The following is a 19749-nucleotide window of genomic DNA, read 5'->3' on the forward strand; positions in this document are numbered from 1 at the left end:
GCTACGATAGATTAGTCTACAACTACTCCATCTTCACCGAAGGATTTGATTGCAGCAGCTTTAACAGCATCAAACATTTGTTGTGGTGTAATTTCGTTTGCTAGTAGTCCTTGTAATTTCGGAATGATAACCTCAGTTTCGATTTTGATTGCTTCAGCAGCAAGATCAGTAGGAATGTCTGTACGTGCAGCAACTGCTTTAGACATCATAATTCCGTCTGCTGTAACGTTAGCTTCGCTACGAGGGTACACTTCTAGAACTTCACCATTTCTACCTGTTTCAGTAACTGGAGTCAAGAACAATTCATTGCTATAGTTTGCAGCTACAGAACCAGAAGATAGGTAGTACATAGCTAAAGCGATATTTTTAGTGTGCTCATCCGTTGGTTCCTTTTTACCACGTAATGCGATGTAACCATCAACAATAGTAGTCGGAATGTAGTCAGCACCGTTAAATGATGGTACAGGAAGTGGAACATATTCTGCTTCGATAGATTCAGCTACTGCAGAACCGTCATTAGCTTTAATTTTTTCATTGTTCAAACGTGCAGAGTTTTCAAAGCTTGCTAGACCTTTACCAGTAATCATTGTTTGACCAGTTAGGAACATATTCCAACGTTTACCAGCATCGATAGAGCTTAGCTCTTTTGGCATTGAACCGTCATCAACCATTGTACGAATCGCTTCTAGAAGACCTAAGAAATTTTTACTTGTGTAAGAGAACTTCAAGTTTTCATCAAAATATTCAGGAAGGCCTGCAGATTTAGCCATAATGCTCAAATAGTCTTTAGAAGTTACACCAGCTGTTGCGAAGACAAAACCATAACGAGTAGTGTCGCCTTTAGCATCTTTCACTACACCAGCTTTGATCGCTTCACGGAATTCATCAAATGTCCAACCATTTTGTTGAACGGATTTCCAATCAATGTTAGCTTCCTCTAGAAACTGCTTGTTACCACCAATGGAGTGAACAGCCATGTATGCAGGCACGCCGTACTGTGCATCACCAAGTTGGAAACTTTTCAAAGGAATTTCATCATAATCCGCTTTCATCTCTGCAGATAAAGCATTGTTAACATCTAACAACATACCAAGAGCAGCATATTTAGAAAGTCCAGCTGAACCAACCCATGCGATATCTGGTGGAGAACCAGCATTAACTTGAGTATCAAGTTTTTGTGTCATATCTTCCCAGCTTGATGGTTCGATTTTTAATGTAAGATGTGGATATAATGCATTGAATTCTTTTTCCATATCACCAAAGCGAGCTTGGTAGTTAGCTGATGCTGGTGGTAATAATGCAACAATTGTATCCTTTTCCAGCTCTTCTGTTTTTCCAGCATTGTCTGTCGTGTTGCCTTTGTTAGAATCAGTTGGAGCAGGTGCGTTGTTCCCTTTACTTCCGCAAGCCGCCAATAGTGAAACAACCATTATTACTGCCAAAAATAGAGTCATTACGCGAAATTTCTTATTCATAGATAGTACCCCCTCGATTTTTAATTACAAAATAGCTTTCTCACTTTCACCGCTCTTACTGAGGGATTTCATCGCTTGTTTCAAGCGTCCTTCATTTTCGTTGAGCGCTTTCTCTGCTTTAACTGCATCTAACCCCGTCTTAATCATCATTATTGCTAGCTTACAATTCATAGATGCCTTTTCCAGTGCAACTCTGGCGATTGATGAATCTACATCCGTTGCATTCATAATGATGCGAACAGAACGATCGACTAGCTTAATATTGCTCGCCTTCAGGTCAACCATTAGGTTATTATAAGTTTTACCTAATTTGACCATCGTACACGTAGTTAGCATATTAAGCACTAGCTTCTGGGCGGTACCAGCCTTTAATCGAGTAGAGCCACTTATTACTTCTGCCCCTACTACAGGTGAGATACAAACATCGACAATCGGTTCAAACTTGGAATCCTTGTTGTTGCAAACACCAATTGTTGCCGCTCCAAGCTCCTTTGCCCTCGTTAAAGCTGCAATAACAAAATTCGCACTACCACTTGCCGAAATTCCGATTACTGCATCCTTTTCCGTCACCCCAATACTTTCGATTAAAGCGATACCTTCTTCAGCGTCATCTTCACATCCTTCAACAGCTTGTCGCAATGCAACATCACCGCCTGCGATATACCCCTGAACTAAGCTAGGGTCAGTGCCAAAGGTCGGAGGACATTCGGAGGCGTCTAGTACACCTAATCTCCCCGAAGTGCCAGCTCCTATGTAAAACATTCTGCCATCATTAGATAATTTATGATGTAGAATATCTACCGCCCTTGCAATATGCGGAATTTCCTTGGCTACAGCTGCGGGCACCATAGCATCTTGCACATTCATTAGCTGTACCATTTGCTCTGTCGTACAATCATCAATGATGAATGTTTCTGGATTAACTGCTTCTGTCGTCAATCCCGCAAAGTAATCATTCATATTCATCCTCCTCATGTTAGTTAATTATGAAATTGTTCTTACGAGGAATGTTAGATTTATTCACATACCTTATAGATACACATTAATACAGCGCTTACATCTAGTCAATAGTTTTTGAAATAAAATTTCAATAAGATTTAATATTTCGATGTTTTATTCCAATAAAGTTTCATAAGCATTATTATACATCGTTTATAAAGCGCTTACAATAGGGTTCATAAAACTAAATAAAAAACACCCCAAAAGTTAGTTAATAACCAACTTTTGGGGCATCCCTATTCATTGTGCCGAAGATATTCATCTAATATCTCAGCTTTTTCGTTAATATATTATGCGTTTTCGTTAAATATTTTTTAACATGCTCGTATTCTGCACTTGCAACACCAGCAAACAATATATCAATAATAGTGAGCATCGCAATACGTGAGCCCATAGCGCCACTACGTATCGTAATTTCGGGTGTCGAAATGCTGAGTACAATATCTGCTTGTTCAGCTAACGGACTTTTATTATATTTAGTAATAGCAATACATTTTGCTTTGTTTTTGAGCGCGATCTCTAAAGCATCAATAATTTCAACCGTTATACCCGAATTAGAGATGAAAATGGCAACATCATCCTTCTCTAGTAGCGTTGCTGCAGTAAGCTGACTGTGACTATCGGTATAAGCATGACACATTTTGTTAATTCGCGTAAATTTCTGTTCCCCATCTTTGCATATTAATCCAGAAGCACCTGCACCAAAAAACACGATGCGCTTACTATGACATAATAAATCTACAGCTCGGGCAATTTCTTTACGATCAATTACGCTAAGCGTATCTTCAATAGACTTGCAGTTATTGAGAGATATATTTGAAATAATTGTCGACAGATCATCGCCTGGCTGAATATCCGTATATTGAGCCTTTGGATCCTCATCGCGAGAACCTAGAGAAGCAGATATGCTCACAATAAAATTTCGGTAGCCACTATACCCCATCGTTTTACAAAATCTGAGCACAGATGCATCGCTCGTTTTACTGCTTTGAGCAAGCTCTTTAATCGATAGGTGAGGAATTTCCTCAGTATTTCCCAGTATATAGTCCCCAACCATTCGTTCTACTGGCGTAAGACTATCTCGCATTTCGCGAATTTTAATTAGGATGTTGTCATTTAGACTCATAATCTACCTACTCTAGTTATTATTAACCTCATAGAGGTCATTCAAAAGAAAAATCACACAAAATTTTCTAACTATTTTGAGAGTATCATTCGTTCATGTAAAAAGTCAACAATATGCATCGCTTTCATTGGTTGCTCGGGCTTATGCTTTTCAATGCCAAGCTTCATTTGCAATAAACAACCAGGATTGCTCGTTAGCATATAGCTAGCGGATGTTTGGTTGGCATGCTCCATTTTATGCTCCAATATCGCTCCTGCCATTTCCGGCTGCACCACATTATATACCCCTGCTGAACCGCAACAGCTATCTGCATCTACCATTTCGATATACTCAGCATTAGCAATTCCCTTCATCAACGTCCGAGGAGCGCTCGCCCCCTTCATCACATTGCGCAAATGACAGGAATCTTGATAGGTTACCGTTACTTTATCTGAACGGTCTGCTGCTTGCTTCTGGTCAAATTGTGGAATCCTTCCCTTTTCAACGACTAATGTACTTACATCAATGACACGAGTAGCAAACCATGCTGCAGATTCCTTATAGTTCTGATCCTCCTTCATCAGATGATCATACTCAACCAACAATGCACCGCAACCCCCTGCATTAGATACAATATAATCGACATCAAGCGCCTTAAATACATCAATATTGACTGCAGCCAGCTCTTTAGCATCATTCATTTCACCGCTATGGGCATGAAGTGCACCACAGCATACTTGACTCTCTGGAATATATACATCAAAGCCAGCCGCAGCCAATAGCTCAACCGTATTAACATTCGTATCGGCAAACATTACATCCATAATACAGCCACGGAACATCGCAACCTTGGCAATCGCTTCACCTTTGGCCGGATAAAACGTACCTAATCGTTCTACTACACCTTTGGCGCTAGCTGCTGGTAAAATGCTTTCCATCTCTGCCAAATGATCTGGAAATAGCTTCATCATCCCGGTCTTCCGAACAACCTTTTGCAGCCCTGACTTTTCATAAAGTGCAAGCGAGCCCCCGAGTAGCTTCAAAGCTCCACGCTTCGGAAACACAGCTCTAAACAATGTTTTACGCATTATTTTTACAGGTAGGGAATGCGTCGCATGCTCCTCTATTGCTTCTTTCGTTTGCTCAATTAATTGACCATATTTAACATCAGCAGGACATGCCGGTTCACAAGCACGACAGCCTAAGCATAAATTCATCTGATCCTCAAACTGCTGATCGGGCACCATTAGTCCATCAACAGCTGCCTTCATTAACGCAATTCTACCACGTGGTGATGCTGGCTCCATCCCCGTTTCCTTAAACGTCGGACAAGCAGGCAAACAGAAGCCGCAGCGCATACAATTGGTAAGCTGATCATAATCGAGCTTTTCTAAAAGTGTGCGAGCTAGCGGATTGGAATGCTCGATATTAGGTTTACCTAGTGTACTAGCCATGTTGGACCACCACTCTCTTCTTCGTTTCCTTGGCAAATACTTTACCAGGATTCAATATACCTAGCGGATCGAACGCTACTTTAATCCCTTTCATTACTTCAATCCCTGCTGCTCCAACCTTCCATTCCAAATAAGGTGCTTTCACAACACCGACGCCATGTTCCCCTGTAATTGTCCCGCCTAGCTCAATCGCAGCTTCGAAGATTTCGGCAAATGCCTGCTCAACACGATGCACCTCTTCATGATCGCGTGCATCTGTCGTTGCCGTAGGATGCAAATTTCCATCTCCAGCATGTCCAAACGTCGCAATATTTACATTATATTTTTGCGCTATAGCATTTGTTCGAAGCACCATATCGGCAATTTTGGAGCGTGGCACAGTCGCATCCTCAAGAATGGTCGTCGGACGCAAGCGAGCAAGTGCAGTAAATGCACTACGGCGTGCCGTTAGTAGCTTCTCTGCTTCCTCGCGATTTGCAGCAATTTCAATCCGATCCGCCTGCTCTACCTTACAGATGTTAAAGATTTGTTCAATATCACGCTCGACCATTTCTGGCTCACCGTCTTGTTCTATAATAAGTATTGCTGCCATATCCAGCGGCAATCCGATTTTGGCAAAATCATCTACGACACGAATCGTCGTATTGTCCAATATTTCCAATGTTGCCGGAATAATTTGCTGCTTAATAATGCTAGAAACAGTACGAGCCGCACCATAAATATCTTTATACATCGCAATCATCGTTTTTTTCGTTTTCGGCTGTGGTATGAGCTTGAGAATAGCTTCCGTAATAACAGCAAGCGTTCCCTCGGAGCCAACAAGCAGCTTAGTTAAATCATAGCCAGCGACATCCTTCGTCAGCTTTCCACCTGTATGAATAACAGAGCCATTCGGTAATACTGCGGTTAAGCCTAGCACATAATCCTTCGTCGTACCGTATTTCAGTCCGCGCAGTCCACCTGAGCATTCGGCTATATTGCCGCCAATTGTTGAAATTTTCATACTGCTAGGATCTGGTGGATAGAACAGTCCCATCGCTTCAACATGTGTAATAAACTGTCCAGTAATGATGCCCGGCTGAACCGTTGCCGTTAAGTTTTCCATATCTACTTCAATGATTTTGTTCATCCTGTGCATAACCATAACGATTCCACCTTGTGATGGTGTAGTACCTCCACAAAGATTAGTACCTGATCCCCTTGTTATAATAGGGATAAGATGATTGCTGGCAATTTTCATAATTGCACATACTTGTTCTGTCGTTTCTGGATAGATAACCCCATCAGGCAATCCCTGCAGCATTGGCGTACCATCATAAGAATGAGCGACTAACGCCTCTTGATCCGTTCTAAAATACTTGTCTCCGACAATTTCTCGCAACTGCTTACCTATAGCTTCATTCAACATTGAACAATCCCTCCATCATTAAAGTAGACAGGTCATCTGATGACTTTGTGTTGATTATAGCTTAATTACGTTGTACAGTATAGTCAATACAATTTTTTTGGAGGAAAGCTATGCAATCGATAAAGGTAGAAACAGAAAAAGGACATGAAATTGTTCAACGCGTAATCCTATCACAAATCGAGGATGGCAGCCTGCAGCCAGGCCAAAAATTACCGTCAGTCGTAGACTTAAGCACCTCCTTCGGAGTAGGTCGCTCGACGATACGTGAAGCGACTAGTGCATTAAAGGCAATGGGATGGATAGAGGTTAAGCATGGTGGCGGTACATTTGTCAGCAAGGTACTCCCTACTTTACAAGGTAGCTCACGCGATCCTTTTGAGGAAGCAGATGATATAAAAGAAATTTTAGAAGTTCGGATTTGGCTAGAAAGCGGTTCAGCATCGTTGGCTGCTGAGCATCGTAGCGATGAGGATGTAGCAAAGCTACAGCATATTATATCGTCGATGGAGCAGGCTGTGGAGCTTGATCATACTCAAATGAGCGAACAAGCAGATATTGATTTTCATCTAGCGATTGCGGCTGCTTCACATAATGAACTGCTCAATACATTAATGAGCTCACTAACGAGCAAACTTACTGCGACAATGGGCAAAACCAGACAGCTGTGGTTTTTTGAGGATAAATCGTCTAGTACATTGCTGCTGAACGAGCATCGAGCTATTTTTGAGGCGATCGTTGCTCAAAATGTAAAGCTTGCTAGCAAGCTGATGCAGGCACATTTGCAAAAGGTAGAAAAAGTGCTGAAGCGGAATGGATCGTGGTAAATGCAAAGAGGTCTCTCGAAATTCGAGAGACCTCTTACTGTTATTACAGAGCTTTTTGTTCTTAATAAGTTAGTCCGTGACCAAGTGTATAGATGTTACCATCACTATCCTCATATGCATAACGTAATCCTTCAGGCATATATTTGTCCTTGTCATAGCCGGCTACATCATTTCTCGATATACAGTCTCCATTGGCATCAACGGCAATAACTGCTTCGCTCGCTGGCAATGTCAACGGCAGCACACCTACTGGTTGGCTATTGCCCGCCATAACCTCAAACTGTGCCTTATAGAAGGTATCATATCCAGCGATCAATGCATCTGCCAAAGGCTCTACATCTCCAACAATCCACGGCAATGTAACATTGACACTAATAATTGCTTTTCCGCCGCGTTTTTGAATATTTTCTGCAATTTCCTTAAGATGTTCCATACGAAGCAAAGTAGTTTCTTGATACGAAGAACCATCTAACGCAGTTTCAGTTTTGTCCTCGCATATTTCAAGCTCCAAGAGCCCTGGTGTTGCATTAAAGTAAGCACCCGATTGAGGATTCAAGAACAACATAGCAACATCGGCTTCTTCATAGTTAAGGGTTAAATTGAATTGTCCAAGTTCTTGACATTCCTTCCTTGCTTTTTCAGTATAAGAAGTTGCTCGTGCTGCATCTTTGTGGAACACCTCCACATAAACCTTCTTACCTGCCATTTTTTCAGCTGTTAAAGGTAATGTCTCCTGTTGATTTTTAAGAATGGTTACTGATTTTTTATGTGCTTCATAAGCGGCTTCCCAGTTAGCTGGATTATTCACTGTTGATGCAGCACCTTCCGTTGACACATACGTACGATCATCAAATAGTCCTAGAGCAAACATTTCCGTAAGTAATCGTACATTGGCTTGATCGATACGTTTTTCACTGATCCATCCGCTGTTGATCGCTATTTTTAGATTTTCAATATCATTCGTATCCGCAACCATATCTGTACCAGCATTGATTGCTTTAGCAAAACGCTCCGCCTCGCTTAGTTCTTCAACACCCCAGCTCATTTTGCTCGTAATACCACTATCGCTATTTACATAGCCTTTGAAGCCCATCTTCTCTCTAAGTATATGATTAAGGAAATAATGATTGAATGTAAAACCAACCTCTTCGTAAGGGATATCTTCTCCCTCAAATTGTTGCACCATACTCTTTTTGATGCTAGGCATAGAGTAATACGGCATAATCGATGATGTACCATGATCTACCGCTGCTTGGAATGGTGGTAAATGATACTTTTCCAAGCTACCTGGTGTTGGATATAGATTCCACTTTCCTTCTTTATAATGAGGGTCAAATCCATTTTCCCTTGCGCCTCCGCCTGGGAAATGCTTTGTTGTCATCGCAATACTATGCTTACCTAATCTCTCACCTTGAAAAGCATCGATAATACGACCGATGGCATCAGCAATAAACTCTGGATCTTCACCAAACGTACCATATGTACGTTGCCATCTAGGATCTGTAACGGTATCAGCCATATACATATAGCCTTTTCTTATTCCAGTAGCATCCCATTCATCATGTGCAATTTGAGCAAATTGACTAATAAGCGATGCATCACCGCCATTTTTAATATCACCTTTCGCCGCTGCTGCAAGTCCTAAAGTTCCTGGCCATGTGGAAAAAATCCCAGCTGCATCATTCATACCAAAGATGAATTCTGTATTTTCGTTTCTTGAATTTGAAGCGATCAAGCAAGGAATACCAAGACGCGTTCCCTCACTTAATTCATTCATTGCATTAACCCATTCCGCCATTTGAGCTGGACTCCAGTTATCTCTCAAGATGAAATGTCGCAAATTCATTTTTTCGATCGTATGCGTCGTGCCCATTACTTTAGTAATAGCAAAAATACTTTCGCCCTTTTCCACAATACCTTCATCTAACACACCATTATAACTTGTCATACTTTTATCTTTTTGAGTAAGTCCCATCTGACGAGTATTAATAAGCATCATACCGACCTTTTCATCGATATTCATTAAGGAGACTAGATTTTCCGCACGTTCTTGCGGACTTAAACGCCAATCTTCATATGGATCTAGCTTCCCATCATTATTCAGATCTTTAAATTTCAATCCATCAACTTCAATGATATTCTTCGATTTAACTTCCAAATCAGGTTGTTTTACGTTAACTCCCATCGTTTACGCCTCCCAAAACTTTTTTGTAGCTTCCAGAAATGCTTCTCAGTAACAAAAAATTTTCCCCTATAAATAACCTCTAGATCAATCTATTGCTTGTCTTCTGCTAGCTGTTATACCTATGGTTTCCATTTAACTCTCACTTATGACAAATAAATGTACGTTATTGGCACATGTGTCCCGCACTTCCCAAGTTCACTTTATCTTCGATGCCGATTAAACTTCCTGCATTACTTCGTTATCTAAGTCTACTTTGCTGTATACTGTTATCATAACAACAATTTATCGAAAAAAATTGACGCATATTGCTAAAAATATTGTAAATGTTGCTGAATGAAAGGAAACGAGCTAATGAAGCAATCTATTCTTATTCCAGTTCTAAATAAAGGGTTTGAAATAAACTACTTTAGCAAGCAAAATCCAGATGATAACTGGCGTAATTGGCTTGAAACAGATGATCAATCATCGGATAATTTCTCTCAATTAGAAAATTTATTCCGATTGCATCGACATGATGTAATGGAGCTACTTGTATTTTTAGAGGGGGATTGTGAATTTTTCTGTGAGGGTAAGACCTATTCACTCAAGAAAGGTGATGTTGTCGTTATCCCTCCTTATGCCGTTCATCAAGCTACTGTTAAAAATTTTTCTAGCTATGAGCGAATTATTGTTAGCATTAGCGAGCATTTATTGGATGACTTTCTTGCTAGCTCACCATCTATGAAAGAAAATATTGTTTATCACAAGACACAGGATTCTTATGTGTTACATCTACATTCCAAAAAGTTTCAACATATTGTTACGTTACTTCAAGAGCTAAATAGTAAAGTAAAGATGGATAAAGATATTTTTTCCTTCTCAACAAATTACTTATTATTTCAATGTATTGAAATTATCTTCGATCCGGCTAGTAGTAAACCAAGCCTCAACAACAATAATAAACTAGACCAAAGGTTCTTATCAATACTAGAACATATTGAATTACATCTGACAGAGTCCGATCTAAGCTTAGTTAGTATATCTAGTCATTTCCATTTAAACAAGTACTACTTTTCTCATTATTTCACCAAAAACATGAGCCTATCGTTTTACCGTTATGTATCACTAAAACGTCTAGCTTATGCAGTAACTATGATTAAAGAGAATCAAATTTCTATAGAAAATATAGCTTTGAAATGTGGTTTTCTTGATTATTCTAGTTTTTATAGACTGTTCAAAAAGGAATACAATATTTCTCCTAAAAAATTACAGATGGAATATAAAAACTAATGGTTCAATGGCTGCATCTCTATCGTATCCATATATTATATTCATAGGGAGATAGATCATAGATGCTACCGTGGATTCGTCTTTGATTGTAATATTGAATAAATGCAGTCACAATCATGTACGTTTGCGGATAAGTCTCAAATTCATTGCGTCGGTAATACTCCAACTCCAATATAGAATGAAAGGATTCGATGTGTGCATTACTATTTGGTGTCTTTGGTGGGATGCGCTCATGGATCATTCCGTTAGAGACACTAGCCTTTTCAAATAGATGGCTAATGAACTGTGGGCCATTGTCAGAGTGTATAACAGGCTTGTCTTCCTTGCTAATGAGCATTCGCTTCTTCAGCGCTTCCTGCATGATTTGAACCAAGTGTTTGGCTTCACATGTCAATCCGATATGGTAAGCAATGATGGCACGGTCAAACACATCTATGATACACATGATGAAGAAAAAACGATGTTCTCCATCGATCCAGCCATACTTGATATCGGCTTCCCAGAGCTGATTGGATCCTGTGATTATCCGATTGTTAGCAAGGACTCTAGGATACTTTACGAGTAGCTGTGGAAAAATACATCCATATCCAACAATTGCTACTGGTCTAAACATATGTTTTCCTCTCTTTCTATTTATTAAATTTATAAGTCTAACTGTTCAATTGATCTTCCATTAGTAATGACGTTGTAAATACCACTCAACCGTTTTGAAAATTGCTTCATCAAGTGGTGTTGAAATATCGCCAAACTGTTTAACAAATTTTGAACTATCTACTACAAAAGATTTATTGAACTGATACAACATTTCGATGCTTTCTTTTGCTTCCGGTATAAATAACCCACCAAATCTCATCATTCCAATCCCCATTGTGCTAAGCTTCGGTGACTTCTTAATCGTATTGAATGCCAATTCCAAAAACTCTCGTGTCGTTACAGTTTTAGCATTTGGAATATGCCATACTTCTCCAAGTGCTTCCTCGTTTTCCCCTAATATCACTAGTGCTTTTCCAAAATCCTCAATGAACGAATAGGTATGTAATGCATCCAGATCCCCCGCGTATACTACTTTTTTTCCAGTCACCAGTTTATTAAACACGCGTTCTCCGACCGCAGAATTGAGCACATGTGGACCAAAAAAATCTGAAGCACGTCCAATACTTACTTTTACTTTCCCAGCAGTATGTGCCGCTATAAGATTTTCTGCTACTTTAGCTCTCACACTACCTTTCCTGGTAGTAGCGTTATAGGGTAGTCTCTCATGCATGGGTGCCAAAACTTCACCATACATATACAAATTATCCCCTACGACCAACTTAGCATTATTAAAAGCTGCACCTTCTATAACCCCCTTGATAAGATCTGGAAATAATTCTGGCCATTTTGTATAAGATGGTTGAGAACACTGATAAATTATATCTGCATTTTCAAATGAATGTTTAGCTTGTTCAATGTTTGATACATCGGCTACTATCGTCTCAACATTCGGATGAGACCAGCCATCTTTAGTCGTTACAATGTTTCTCACTTTCTTTCCTTTCCCATTAAGTTCTTGTATCACAGCCTTACCTAGTGCACCTCTACCAATTACAACATGCAATTCTTGATTATTTTTGTTCATATGTTCCTCCAATATTTCCTTTAATATTAATTCTCTTATTGAATACTGTGCCTTTTACCCATCTAATCAACATTCTGCTCCAATGACTAACAAGAAAACTTAAAATAACAGCCAATATAAGTTGAATGCTAACTTTAATAAATAAAGGAGTATTCAGAAAACGTATTCTGCGATAATAAGCCAAGCCACTTATTAGTAACATTGAATTTTTCTCTAAATAACACCATTAGTCCAATCGTTAAAGATGTACAAAGAAAGTTGTCCCAAATTGACCAAATCAAAGCATTCAAATTGTTCCCTCCAGATGCCATTGCAACATCAAACATGCCCTTTCCAGCAATTGATGCTACAAATAAAACGATACCGACACATAACCATATCAATCCCTTTTTCTTAGGATAATTACTAAACCATTTGTATTTATATGCTAAAATACCAACAATAAAGTAAAAAGCATATTTAGGAAAATTAGCATACTCTGCTTGAATGCCCCCCAAAAAACCTTCCCAATAATCAAGGGGATACCAAATTCTAATTCCATATGTAGCGAGGGAAACAATAAATGTGATATAAATAATGGAGAGGGAGAGTAACTAAAGGAAAACCAAAAATATGGGGATAACAAGCTTGAGTGATCGTTCTCTTAAAAATTTCATACCACCTTTTTTATTGTATGATAATGAAATTAAATATGTAAATAAACAGATTTTAATCATTAATAAGTCATGTTGGGATGTAATTTCAAACTCATTCTTAAGCTGTTCAAAATATTCTCCTTCCCTTGCATTTGTCTAAACGTCTACACAACTACTATAATTTTATTGTGTTAACGCTGCGTCATCGTCATGTTAATGATTAGTTAAGAGTAGTCATACTATTAATATGATTAAATTAACAAAATCTAGGATACTGGCTAAACTAGTAAACACTAGTTTGCCTACAGTCTAACAGCCTTGCCCAACCGGCTAAGGCTGTTTATTTATTCCAATATCATTTCGCCAAAATATTGTGAAAGATGATAATTAATAGCACCCGTCGGACTCCATGCCTGCTTCTTGGCTTTTAGTAATCAAGGTTTGCAATTGCTTCCCATCATTTTTTTCACCTGTTGTAACGATAGCAGCCGTAATGATACGTTCTTCATTCATTGCAATATGTGTCTTATAACCAAAGATTGAGGAATCCGCCGTTTTGTGTCCTACACGTGCATCTGGTTCATTCGAGAGTTGAAGTTGCTGTGTGAAAGGAATTGAGCTAATGAAGCAATCTATTCTTATTCCAGTTCTAAATAAAGGATTTGAAATAAACTACTTTATCAAGCAAAATCCAGATGGTAACTGGCGTAATTGGCTTGAGACAGATGATCAATCATCGGATAACTTCTCTCAATTAGAAAATTTATTCCGATTGCATCGACATGATCTATTGAATTACATCTAACAGAGTCCGATCTAAGCCTAGTAAGTGTATCTAGTAATTTCCATTTGAATAAGTACTACTTTTCTCATTATTTCACCAAAACATCAGCGGCATCTGTTGACTCAGACAATAAGAGGCGCCTTGCTTCCTGCAGTCTCAATTTTTTTTTGAAACTGAATCGGACTCATAGCGGTGATTTCTTTGAAGTGTCTATGAAGCGACGGTGCACTCATATTCGCTATTTCCGCAAGCTCCTCAATGCGAAAAGCTCTATCATAGTTATGTATAATATGTTCCATAACATCTCTAATTCGATAGCCATAACTACCCTCTATTGCCATTTGTTCCAGCGCATCCCCATGCTGACCTCGCAGAATCCTATAGAGAATTTCCTTCGTGAATAATGGAGCAAGTACCGGGATATCTTCCGGATTGTCTAATAAACAAGCTAACCTGACTACTGCATCTAGTAGAGATGGCTCGACTTTGCTAACATACATAGCACGCTTCGCATTTCTTTTCGTGTTTGCTAACATATTATAATCACTTAAAACATCTAAAATTTGACTTGGGGTAAATTCAAGCTTTAGTGCCAAGTATGGAGCGTCGGAAGAGGCTTTAATCACTTGCCCCTTAACCGGTAAGCCAACAGACGACACAATATAATCCGAAGCGCCATACTTAAAGCTTTCCTCTGCCAGTAATACTTCCTTCTCCCCTTGAACAATAATACAGAATGATGGGTTCACCCATGGGTAATTAATGAAGAGCAAAGTCGCCCTGTTATTAAGAAGCTCTTGATCTTGGTATCAATTTTTTCGATACGGCAAATGTCTATTCAGATGGTACAAGCGAAGAAATCGTTGGACGTGCGCTAAAAGATTATGCTAATCGTGATGAAATTGTACTTGCTACAAAGGTACATTTTCGAATGCATGAAGGTCCAAATGGTGCTGGTCTATCCCGTAAAGCAATTATGAGTGAAATCGATAAAAGTTTGAAGCGACTTGGTACCGATTATGTCGACCTTTATCAAATTCACCGCTGGGATTACAATACACCTATCGAAGAAACTATGGAAGCGTTACACGATGTGGTGAAGGCTGGGAAGGTAAGATATATCGGCGCTTCTGCTATGTATGCATGGCAATTCCATAAGGCTCTACATGTAGCGGAGAAAAATGGGTGGACGAAGTTTGTATCGATGCAAAATCATTTAAACCTCATCTATCGTGAAGAGGAACGGAAAATGCTACCGCTCTGTAAGGAAGAGAAAATCGGGGTAATTCCTTATAGCCCGCTTGCTTCAGGAAGATTGACTCGTGACTGGTCAGAAACAACGCATCGTTCCGAAACCGATCAAACACAAAAATCTAAATACGATGCAACCGCTAATGCCGATCGATTAGTTGTGGAGAGGTTAGCAGCAATTGCAAAGGAACGTGGCGTTCCACGTATTAATATCGCACTTGCCTGGTTGCTGCAGAAGGAACCAATAACAGCTCCTATTATCGGTGCTACGAAAATATCTCATCTCGAAGGTGCAGTAGGCGCTCTATCTATTAAGTTAACAGCTGCAGAAATTGCGTCTCTAGAAGAGCCATATGTAGCTCATCCAATTATTAGTTTTAGTTAAATCGTTATGATGGTAATCTGATTCCGTCTTTCTGCTGTTTATTAGAATACCCGTGAACTTCAAAAAGAGGTGCTATTTATGGGTATTTAATTTGATGATTTTGAAAGATAACCTACGTTTTTCACAAAAAACTGCAACTCATCTATCTATAAATGCAAGTTACTTTTGAAACGTTGTTCCTCATTCAATCTAGTGTTACTATTCAGTCAATAGGAATTCTGTAAAAGGGCGTGATCATTATTCGTTTAATAATTGACGAATCTGAAGATTACAATGAGATTGAAATTATAATTAAATGTCCCCGAGTCGATGAGCGGCTTGAACGTTTGATTGAACAATTTAAACACTATGAAATTATGTTAACTGGAAAGAGAGATGCTAGAACATATTCCCTTGCTGCGGAAAATTTATATTACTTCGAGTCTGTCGATAATAAATCATTTCTTTATGATGAGAAAGAAGTGTATGAAAGTAACTTGAAATTATTTGAGCTTGAACAATTAGTACGCGGAACACATTTTATCCGCATTAGTAAAAACTTGATTGTCAATACAACACATATTGATAACGTACGCGCTTTATTCAACGGAAAATTTGAGGCTATGTTAACAAATGGAGAAAAAATAATTGTCAACAGACATTATGTCAAAGCATTTAAAGAAAAGTTTTTAACGTAAGGGGGAAATCGTATGAAAGAATTTATGAAGTATATTGTATCCGGTTGTATTTCGTTCACATTTAGCTGTATTTTTTATCTCTTTTTTAGTCTATTAACTATTTTCCCTCCTTTTGATGAACAACTAGCCGTCACTATGTTATTTATTTCTATTGGCATCATGTCATTGATTTACTTAACCCATTTATTACCTATCCGAAGTCCTTTTGTTTTCAGATTATTGGAGGTTTTGGCTGTCATCATCGTTCTGCTTGTGGCCATCGTATTTTTCAATATGGTTCCATTCCAAACTACGTATATTCTTTATGTACTAGCGATCGGATTATTGATATATGCGATCGTAATTTTCATCCTATTTACTGGGGACCAAGCGGCTGCAAGAAAAATAAATTCCGTAATACGGACTCAGAAAAAGGAGGATATCAGATGAAGAAAATAATTAAAGTAGATAACTTGTCTAAATCGTTTGGAAAAGTCCAGGCGGTGAACAACGTTAGCTTTTACGTCGAGGAAGGTACTCTCTTCTCTTTTTTAGGGACGAATGGTGCTGGAAAATCGACAACCATCTCTATTCTTTTGACGCTCTTACAACAAGACAAAGGCACCGTTAAAGTGAATGGCTATACCGTCGGAAATGAAGATTCTAAAATTCGCCAAGAAATTGGTGTTGTCTTTCAAGAAAGTCTAATGGATTCCTTACTCACTGTGGAAGAGAATTTAAAGATCCGTGGATCGTTTTATGGAATGTCTAGAAAAGAAAGAGCAGAAGCAATTAAAAGAGTTGTCGCCATAGCAGACTTGAATTCTTTCCTAAAGCGACCCTATGGTAAATTATCAGGCGGCGAAAAACGGAGGGCAGATATTGCGAGAGCGCTTATTCATAACCCTACTATTTTAGTACTTGACGAACCAACGACTGGTCTTGATTCACAAAGCAGAAAAAACATTTGGGAAACAATCATCCAGCTTCAAAGTGTGACGAAAATGACCGTGTTTTTGACAACCCATTATATCGAGGAAGCCGCGAGCTCGGATTATGTCGTCGTCATGAAGAATGGGCGTATTATTGCAAAAGGTACCCCAGAAAAACTAAAAAACAAGTATTCATCCCATAAACTTATATGTACTACGAATGATGAAGAAGATTTGAAAAAAAGACTTATTGCGGAAGATTACAAATTTGAAATTAAAAAATCACTCATCCACTTCCCACTAGTGGAAACAACGGATGCGATTCCAATTTTGAACAAATTCTCTGATCTAATCTCGTCCTTCGAAGTACGAAAACCTAGTTTAGATGATGTGTTCATTACGATTAATGAATATGGTGGTGATAAACGATGATGGCATTCACTAAACGCAATATCCTCTTATACTTTAGAGATAAAACAGCAGTCTTTTTTTCAATACTTGCCGTACTTATTCTTATTGCTTTATACGTTATATTTTTGGGTGATTTAACTTCAAAAAACATTCCTGACTTCCCATCGAAAGAAGCACTGCTCAAATCTTGGTTCATTGCAGGAATTTTATCAGTCACATCGTTAACAACGACATTAGGTTCTTTCGGAATTCTTGTCGAAGATCGAGCAAATAAGACATATATGGACTTTTACTCCTCTCCTATTTCACGGGCGAAGTTAGTCGGAGGCTATATTTTCAGTGCATTGATTATTGGTTTTATTATGTGTTTATTCACATTTATTGCAGCAGAAATCTTTTTTTTCATCACTGGGGAAGCATTGTTACCTTTTAACAAAATGCTTGCAGTAGTTGGTGTCATCATTTTGGCTGTTTTATCGAGTGCATCGATGGTTCTATTGCTAGTCTCATTCTTTGAAACATCAAATGCTTTTGCTGCAGCTAGTACTGTCATTGGGACACTTCTTGGTTTTTTAGCTGGCATTTATATTCCGATTGGTAGTTTACCTGATTACTTACAAACGATCGTAAAATTTTTCCCGGTTTCCCATTCAGCCGCATTATTCCGTCAGTTATTAATGGATACGCCTCTACTTGACGCTTTTGCCAATACTTCTACTGAAATGAAAGAAGCATTTCAATTCGATATGGGAGTCTTTTATGAAATTAATGATAGTCATATGTCTACTTTGTTTAGTATTTTCTACCTCATTGGCATAACCATCGTCTTTTTCCTTATTTCTCTGCTCGTTTTGAGGAAAAAAAACAAATGAATTTCACCGAAATTTCACTTCTTATGTAATATGTATTCGCGATAAAGGAGGTTTGTGTCATATACATAGTCATGTTGCTGTCATGATCTATGCTTCACTTCTACTCAAAAAAGTAGCACAAACCATTGTCTTGGTTTGTGCTACTTTTTTAAAATATGCTATAAGCTATTTTGACATAAAAATCGATTACTCTATGAAAATCTCTTGCAATACTCTACCATCACATGGTCCAAAGTTAATATCTAACATTTTCGCCATCGTTGGTGCTAGATCAACGACCTCTGCATCGCCAAACGAATAGTTGCTTTTTATGCCCTCGCCAGATACAACCAACACGCTTGTATAATCAGGCTTGTTCGGAGAGTAGCCATGTGTAGCATAGACCTTCCCTTGTTCTTCTAAATCTATTAGGATGGGCTCATCATAATCATCTTCAAAGCAATAGCCGACCTTAGCTTCCAGCATATATCGCAGCGAGCTATCTACATGAAAACGATCCAGATCATTTCCCGTTAATATACTCTCAATGCCATAAGCATTGTCTTGCAAGGCTTGCTTAATCAACTTCACGGCTAACGCTTCAGCCTCATCATCGCCGACTTTGAGATGTAAATAAGCAGCTCCACCCGCTCCTTGCACATATGCTCTCCACTTCATCTCCCCGTTTTCCTCATAGATCAGCCCATGCTCTTTCAATAAAGTGTTAAGATGCACCTTATATCGAACATCTTTCTGTCCATGATCTCCAACGACAATAAACGTTGTCTGTTCCTTGATACCAGCTTCCTCAACAGCTCTCATCAAATCACCGAGCCTATTGTCCATACGCTGAATGACCTCCTCAATATGAGGACCCTTAGTGCCAAAAACATGCTTAGCATCATCAAGATCAATCAAATGCATCAGAAGTAAATTTGGTTTCTTACGCTTGATCGTGTCAACGGCACACATCGTTGTAAAATCATCAAGATAAGGCTGCTGAATGCCTTGGCGAACGCGTCCATATTTCAGTTCCATATTGAGGCTGTACAATGGGCTACCGTTCTTCAATATTTTAAGCGCCTGATTTTCATTATTGATCGCTCGGATCTCAGGAATATTATATTTGATCGGAGCTTTCCCCGACACTGGCCATAATAGCCCCGCCGATGTCATCCCCTGCTTCTGGATGGCATCATATATTGTAGGTACTTTAATATCACTTCTGAACCAGAACCAACGCTGATTCTCCGCATCGACAAAGGGTTGAAGCGGATTATTATGATATACTCCATGCTTATTGGGATAGACGCCTGTCACAAACGTTGTATGAATAACATAAGTCAACGTAGGGTATACACTTTTCAGCTTCGTACTATAAGCACCATTTTTCATTAAGGCTGCCATATTGGGAAGCTTACTTGCCATCTCCCAATTATCCTCTGAAAATGCATCATAGGATACAACAATTAAGTATTTATCTTTGTCTGCTTTATGAATCAAGATT

Annotated in this window: 17 protein-coding genes and 3 pseudogenes; 8 read left to right on the forward strand and 12 right to left on the reverse strand. The window is 38.9% G+C overall.

Annotation, left to right across the window (positions count from 1 at the left end):
* Nucleotides 1-11: 11 nt before the first annotated feature.
* From AC1TO5_RS10255 to AC1TO5_RS10275, 5 genes are all read right to left on the reverse strand, one after another.
* On the reverse strand, nucleotides 12-1475 hold the full coding sequence (locus AC1TO5_RS10255) for an ABC transporter substrate-binding protein (protein WP_482062714.1): 1464 nt from the start codon (nucleotides 1473-1475) through the stop codon (nucleotides 12-14).
* Between the two features lie 24 nt (nucleotides 1476-1499).
* Nucleotides 1500-2435, reverse strand: a complete 936-nt coding sequence (gene murQ / locus AC1TO5_RS10260; RefSeq protein ID WP_482062715.1) for an N-acetylmuramic acid 6-phosphate etherase — start codon at nucleotides 2433-2435, stop codon at nucleotides 1500-1502.
* Nucleotides 2436-2736: 301 nt separating this feature from the next.
* On the reverse strand, nucleotides 2737-3600 hold the full coding sequence (locus AC1TO5_RS10265) for a MurR/RpiR family transcriptional regulator (protein WP_482062716.1): 864 nt from the start codon (nucleotides 3598-3600) through the stop codon (nucleotides 2737-2739).
* Nucleotides 3601-3671: 71 nt separating this feature from the next.
* Nucleotides 3672-5033: a (Fe-S)-binding protein gene (locus AC1TO5_RS10270; RefSeq protein WP_482062717.1), complete on the reverse strand. Its 1362-nt coding sequence runs from the start codon at nucleotides 5031-5033 to the stop codon at nucleotides 3672-3674.
* Nucleotides 5026-6441: an FAD-binding oxidoreductase gene (locus AC1TO5_RS10275; RefSeq protein WP_482062718.1), complete on the reverse strand. Its 1416-nt coding sequence runs from the start codon at nucleotides 6439-6441 to the stop codon at nucleotides 5026-5028. The genes AC1TO5_RS10270 and AC1TO5_RS10275 overlap by 8 nt, the downstream gene beginning before the upstream one ends.
* 110 nt (nucleotides 6442-6551) lie before the next feature.
* On the opposite strand from AC1TO5_RS10275, the gene AC1TO5_RS10280 reads away from it, so the two are divergent.
* On the forward strand, nucleotides 6552-7265 hold the full coding sequence (locus tag AC1TO5_RS10280) for a FadR/GntR family transcriptional regulator (protein WP_482062719.1): 714 nt from the start codon (nucleotides 6552-6554) through the stop codon (nucleotides 7263-7265).
* A 61-nt stretch (nucleotides 7266-7326) separates the two neighbouring features.
* Here AC1TO5_RS10280 and AC1TO5_RS10285 read toward each other — a convergent pair whose 3' ends face one another.
* Complete coding sequence (locus AC1TO5_RS10285; RefSeq protein ID WP_482062720.1) at nucleotides 7327-9450, reverse strand: glycoside hydrolase family 3 protein; 2124 nt, start codon at nucleotides 9448-9450, stop codon at nucleotides 7327-7329.
* A gap of 351 nt (nucleotides 9451-9801) precedes the next feature.
* Between AC1TO5_RS10285 and AC1TO5_RS10290 the strand changes: the two genes are divergently transcribed.
* A complete protein-coding gene (locus tag AC1TO5_RS10290) occupies nucleotides 9802-10719 on the forward strand; it encodes an AraC family transcriptional regulator (protein WP_482062721.1) in 918 nt (305 codons plus the stop codon).
* 19 nt (nucleotides 10720-10738) lie between these two features.
* On the opposite strand, the gene AC1TO5_RS10295 is transcribed toward AC1TO5_RS10290, so the two are convergent.
* From AC1TO5_RS10295 to AC1TO5_RS10310, 4 genes and pseudogenes are all read right to left on the reverse strand, one after another.
* A complete protein-coding gene (locus tag AC1TO5_RS10295) occupies nucleotides 10739-11332 on the reverse strand; it encodes a transposase (RefSeq protein ID WP_482062722.1) in 594 nt (197 codons plus the stop codon).
* Between the two features lie 60 nt (nucleotides 11333-11392).
* The gene (locus AC1TO5_RS10300) at nucleotides 11393-12337 is read right to left on the reverse strand and encodes an NAD-dependent epimerase/dehydratase family protein (RefSeq protein WP_482062723.1); all 945 of its coding nucleotides are present in this window, start codon (nucleotides 12335-12337) and stop codon (nucleotides 11393-11395) included.
* 134 nt (nucleotides 12338-12471) lie between these two features.
* Nucleotides 12472-12834 (reverse strand): hypothetical protein, encoded by a 363-nt coding sequence (locus AC1TO5_RS10305; RefSeq protein WP_482062724.1) that lies wholly within the window; start codon nucleotides 12832-12834, stop codon nucleotides 12472-12474.
* Nucleotides 12835-13371: 537 nt separating this feature from the next.
* Nucleotides 13372-13575 (reverse strand): annotated as a pseudogene (locus AC1TO5_RS10310) (transposase); the annotation flags it as partial.
* Nucleotides 13576-13594: 19 nt separating this feature from the next.
* Between AC1TO5_RS10310 and AC1TO5_RS10315 the strand changes: the two are divergent.
* Nucleotides 13595-13777 (forward strand): hypothetical protein, encoded by a 183-nt coding sequence (locus AC1TO5_RS10315; protein ID WP_482062725.1) that lies wholly within the window; start codon nucleotides 13595-13597, stop codon nucleotides 13775-13777.
* Between the two features lie 79 nt (nucleotides 13778-13856).
* On the opposite strand, the pseudogene AC1TO5_RS10320 reads toward AC1TO5_RS10315, so the two are convergent.
* Nucleotides 13857-14502, reverse strand: a pseudogene (locus AC1TO5_RS10320) (AraC family transcriptional regulator); the annotation flags it as partial.
* Here AC1TO5_RS10320 and AC1TO5_RS10325 point away from each other — a divergent pair.
* The 5 genes and pseudogenes from AC1TO5_RS10325 to AC1TO5_RS10345 form a co-directional block, all read left to right on the forward strand.
* Nucleotides 14497-15392: pseudogene (locus AC1TO5_RS10325) on the forward strand (aldo/keto reductase); the annotation flags it as partial. The pseudogenes AC1TO5_RS10320 and AC1TO5_RS10325 sit on opposite strands and share 6 nt — an antisense overlap.
* A 230-nt stretch (nucleotides 15393-15622) precedes the next feature.
* Nucleotides 15623-16069 carry a LytTR family DNA-binding domain-containing protein gene (locus AC1TO5_RS10330; protein WP_482062726.1) on the forward strand — a complete coding sequence of 149 codons (447 nt, stop codon included), beginning with the start codon at nucleotides 15623-15625 and terminating at the stop codon, nucleotides 16067-16069.
* 12 nt (nucleotides 16070-16081) lie between these two features.
* On the forward strand, nucleotides 16082-16498 hold the full coding sequence (locus tag AC1TO5_RS10335; protein ID WP_482062727.1) for a hypothetical protein: 417 nt from the start codon (nucleotides 16082-16084) through the stop codon (nucleotides 16496-16498).
* Nucleotides 16495-17412 (forward strand): ABC transporter ATP-binding protein, encoded by a 918-nt coding sequence (locus tag AC1TO5_RS10340; protein WP_482062728.1) that lies wholly within the window; start codon nucleotides 16495-16497, stop codon nucleotides 17410-17412. The genes AC1TO5_RS10335 and AC1TO5_RS10340 overlap by 4 nt, the downstream gene beginning before the upstream one ends.
* Complete coding sequence (locus tag AC1TO5_RS10345) at nucleotides 17409-18263, forward strand: ABC transporter permease (RefSeq protein ID WP_482062729.1); 855 nt, start codon at nucleotides 17409-17411, stop codon at nucleotides 18261-18263. Before AC1TO5_RS10340 ends, AC1TO5_RS10345 begins: the two co-directional genes overlap by 4 nt.
* 186 nt (nucleotides 18264-18449) lie before the next feature.
* Here AC1TO5_RS10345 and AC1TO5_RS10350 read toward each other — a convergent pair whose 3' ends face one another.
* Nucleotides 18450-19745 carry an alkaline phosphatase family protein gene (locus AC1TO5_RS10350; protein ID WP_482062730.1) on the reverse strand — a complete coding sequence of 432 codons (1296 nt, stop codon included), beginning with the start codon at nucleotides 19743-19745 and terminating at the stop codon, nucleotides 18450-18452.
* Nucleotides 19746-19749: the final 4 nt, after the last annotated feature.

This window comes from Paenibacillus sp. Y930 (assembly GCF_056786375.1).

Excerpts from the sequence above, each read along its gene's own strand:
- AC1TO5_RS10255 (WP_482062714.1), bottom strand. The coding sequence starts at position 1,475 with ATGAATAAGAAATTTCGCGTAATGACTCTATTTTTGGCAGTAATAATG.
- murQ (WP_482062715.1), bottom strand. The coding sequence starts at position 2,435 with ATGAATGATTACTTTGCGGGATTGACGACAGAAGCAGTTAATCCAGAA.
- AC1TO5_RS10265 (WP_482062716.1), bottom strand. The coding sequence starts at position 3,600 with ATGAGTCTAAATGACAACATCCTAATTAAAATTCGCGAAATGCGAGAT.
- AC1TO5_RS10270 (WP_482062717.1), bottom strand. The coding sequence starts at position 5,033 with ATGGCTAGTACACTAGGTAAACCTAATATCGAGCATTCCAATCCGCTA.
- AC1TO5_RS10275 (WP_482062718.1), bottom strand. The coding sequence starts at position 6,441 with ATGTTGAATGAAGCTATAGGTAAGCAGTTGCGAGAAATTGTCGGAGAC.
- AC1TO5_RS10280 (WP_482062719.1), top strand. The coding sequence starts at position 6,552 with ATGCAATCGATAAAGGTAGAAACAGAAAAAGGACATGAAATTGTTCAA.
- AC1TO5_RS10285 (WP_482062720.1), bottom strand. The coding sequence starts at position 9,450 with ATGGGAGTTAACGTAAAACAACCTGATTTGGAAGTTAAATCGAAGAAT.
- AC1TO5_RS10290 (WP_482062721.1), top strand. The coding sequence starts at position 9,802 with ATGAAGCAATCTATTCTTATTCCAGTTCTAAATAAAGGGTTTGAAATA.
- AC1TO5_RS10295 (WP_482062722.1), bottom strand. The coding sequence starts at position 11,332 with ATGTTTAGACCAGTAGCAATTGTTGGATATGGATGTATTTTTCCACAG.
- AC1TO5_RS10300 (WP_482062723.1), bottom strand. The coding sequence starts at position 12,337 with ATGAACAAAAATAATCAAGAATTGCATGTTGTAATTGGTAGAGGTGCA.
- AC1TO5_RS10315 (WP_482062725.1), top strand. The coding sequence starts at position 13,595 with ATGAAGCAATCTATTCTTATTCCAGTTCTAAATAAAGGATTTGAAATA.
- AC1TO5_RS10335 (WP_482062727.1), top strand. The coding sequence starts at position 16,082 with ATGAAAGAATTTATGAAGTATATTGTATCCGGTTGTATTTCGTTCACA.
- AC1TO5_RS10340 (WP_482062728.1), top strand. The coding sequence starts at position 16,495 with ATGAAGAAAATAATTAAAGTAGATAACTTGTCTAAATCGTTTGGAAAA.
- AC1TO5_RS10345 (WP_482062729.1), top strand. The coding sequence starts at position 17,409 with ATGATGGCATTCACTAAACGCAATATCCTCTTATACTTTAGAGATAAA.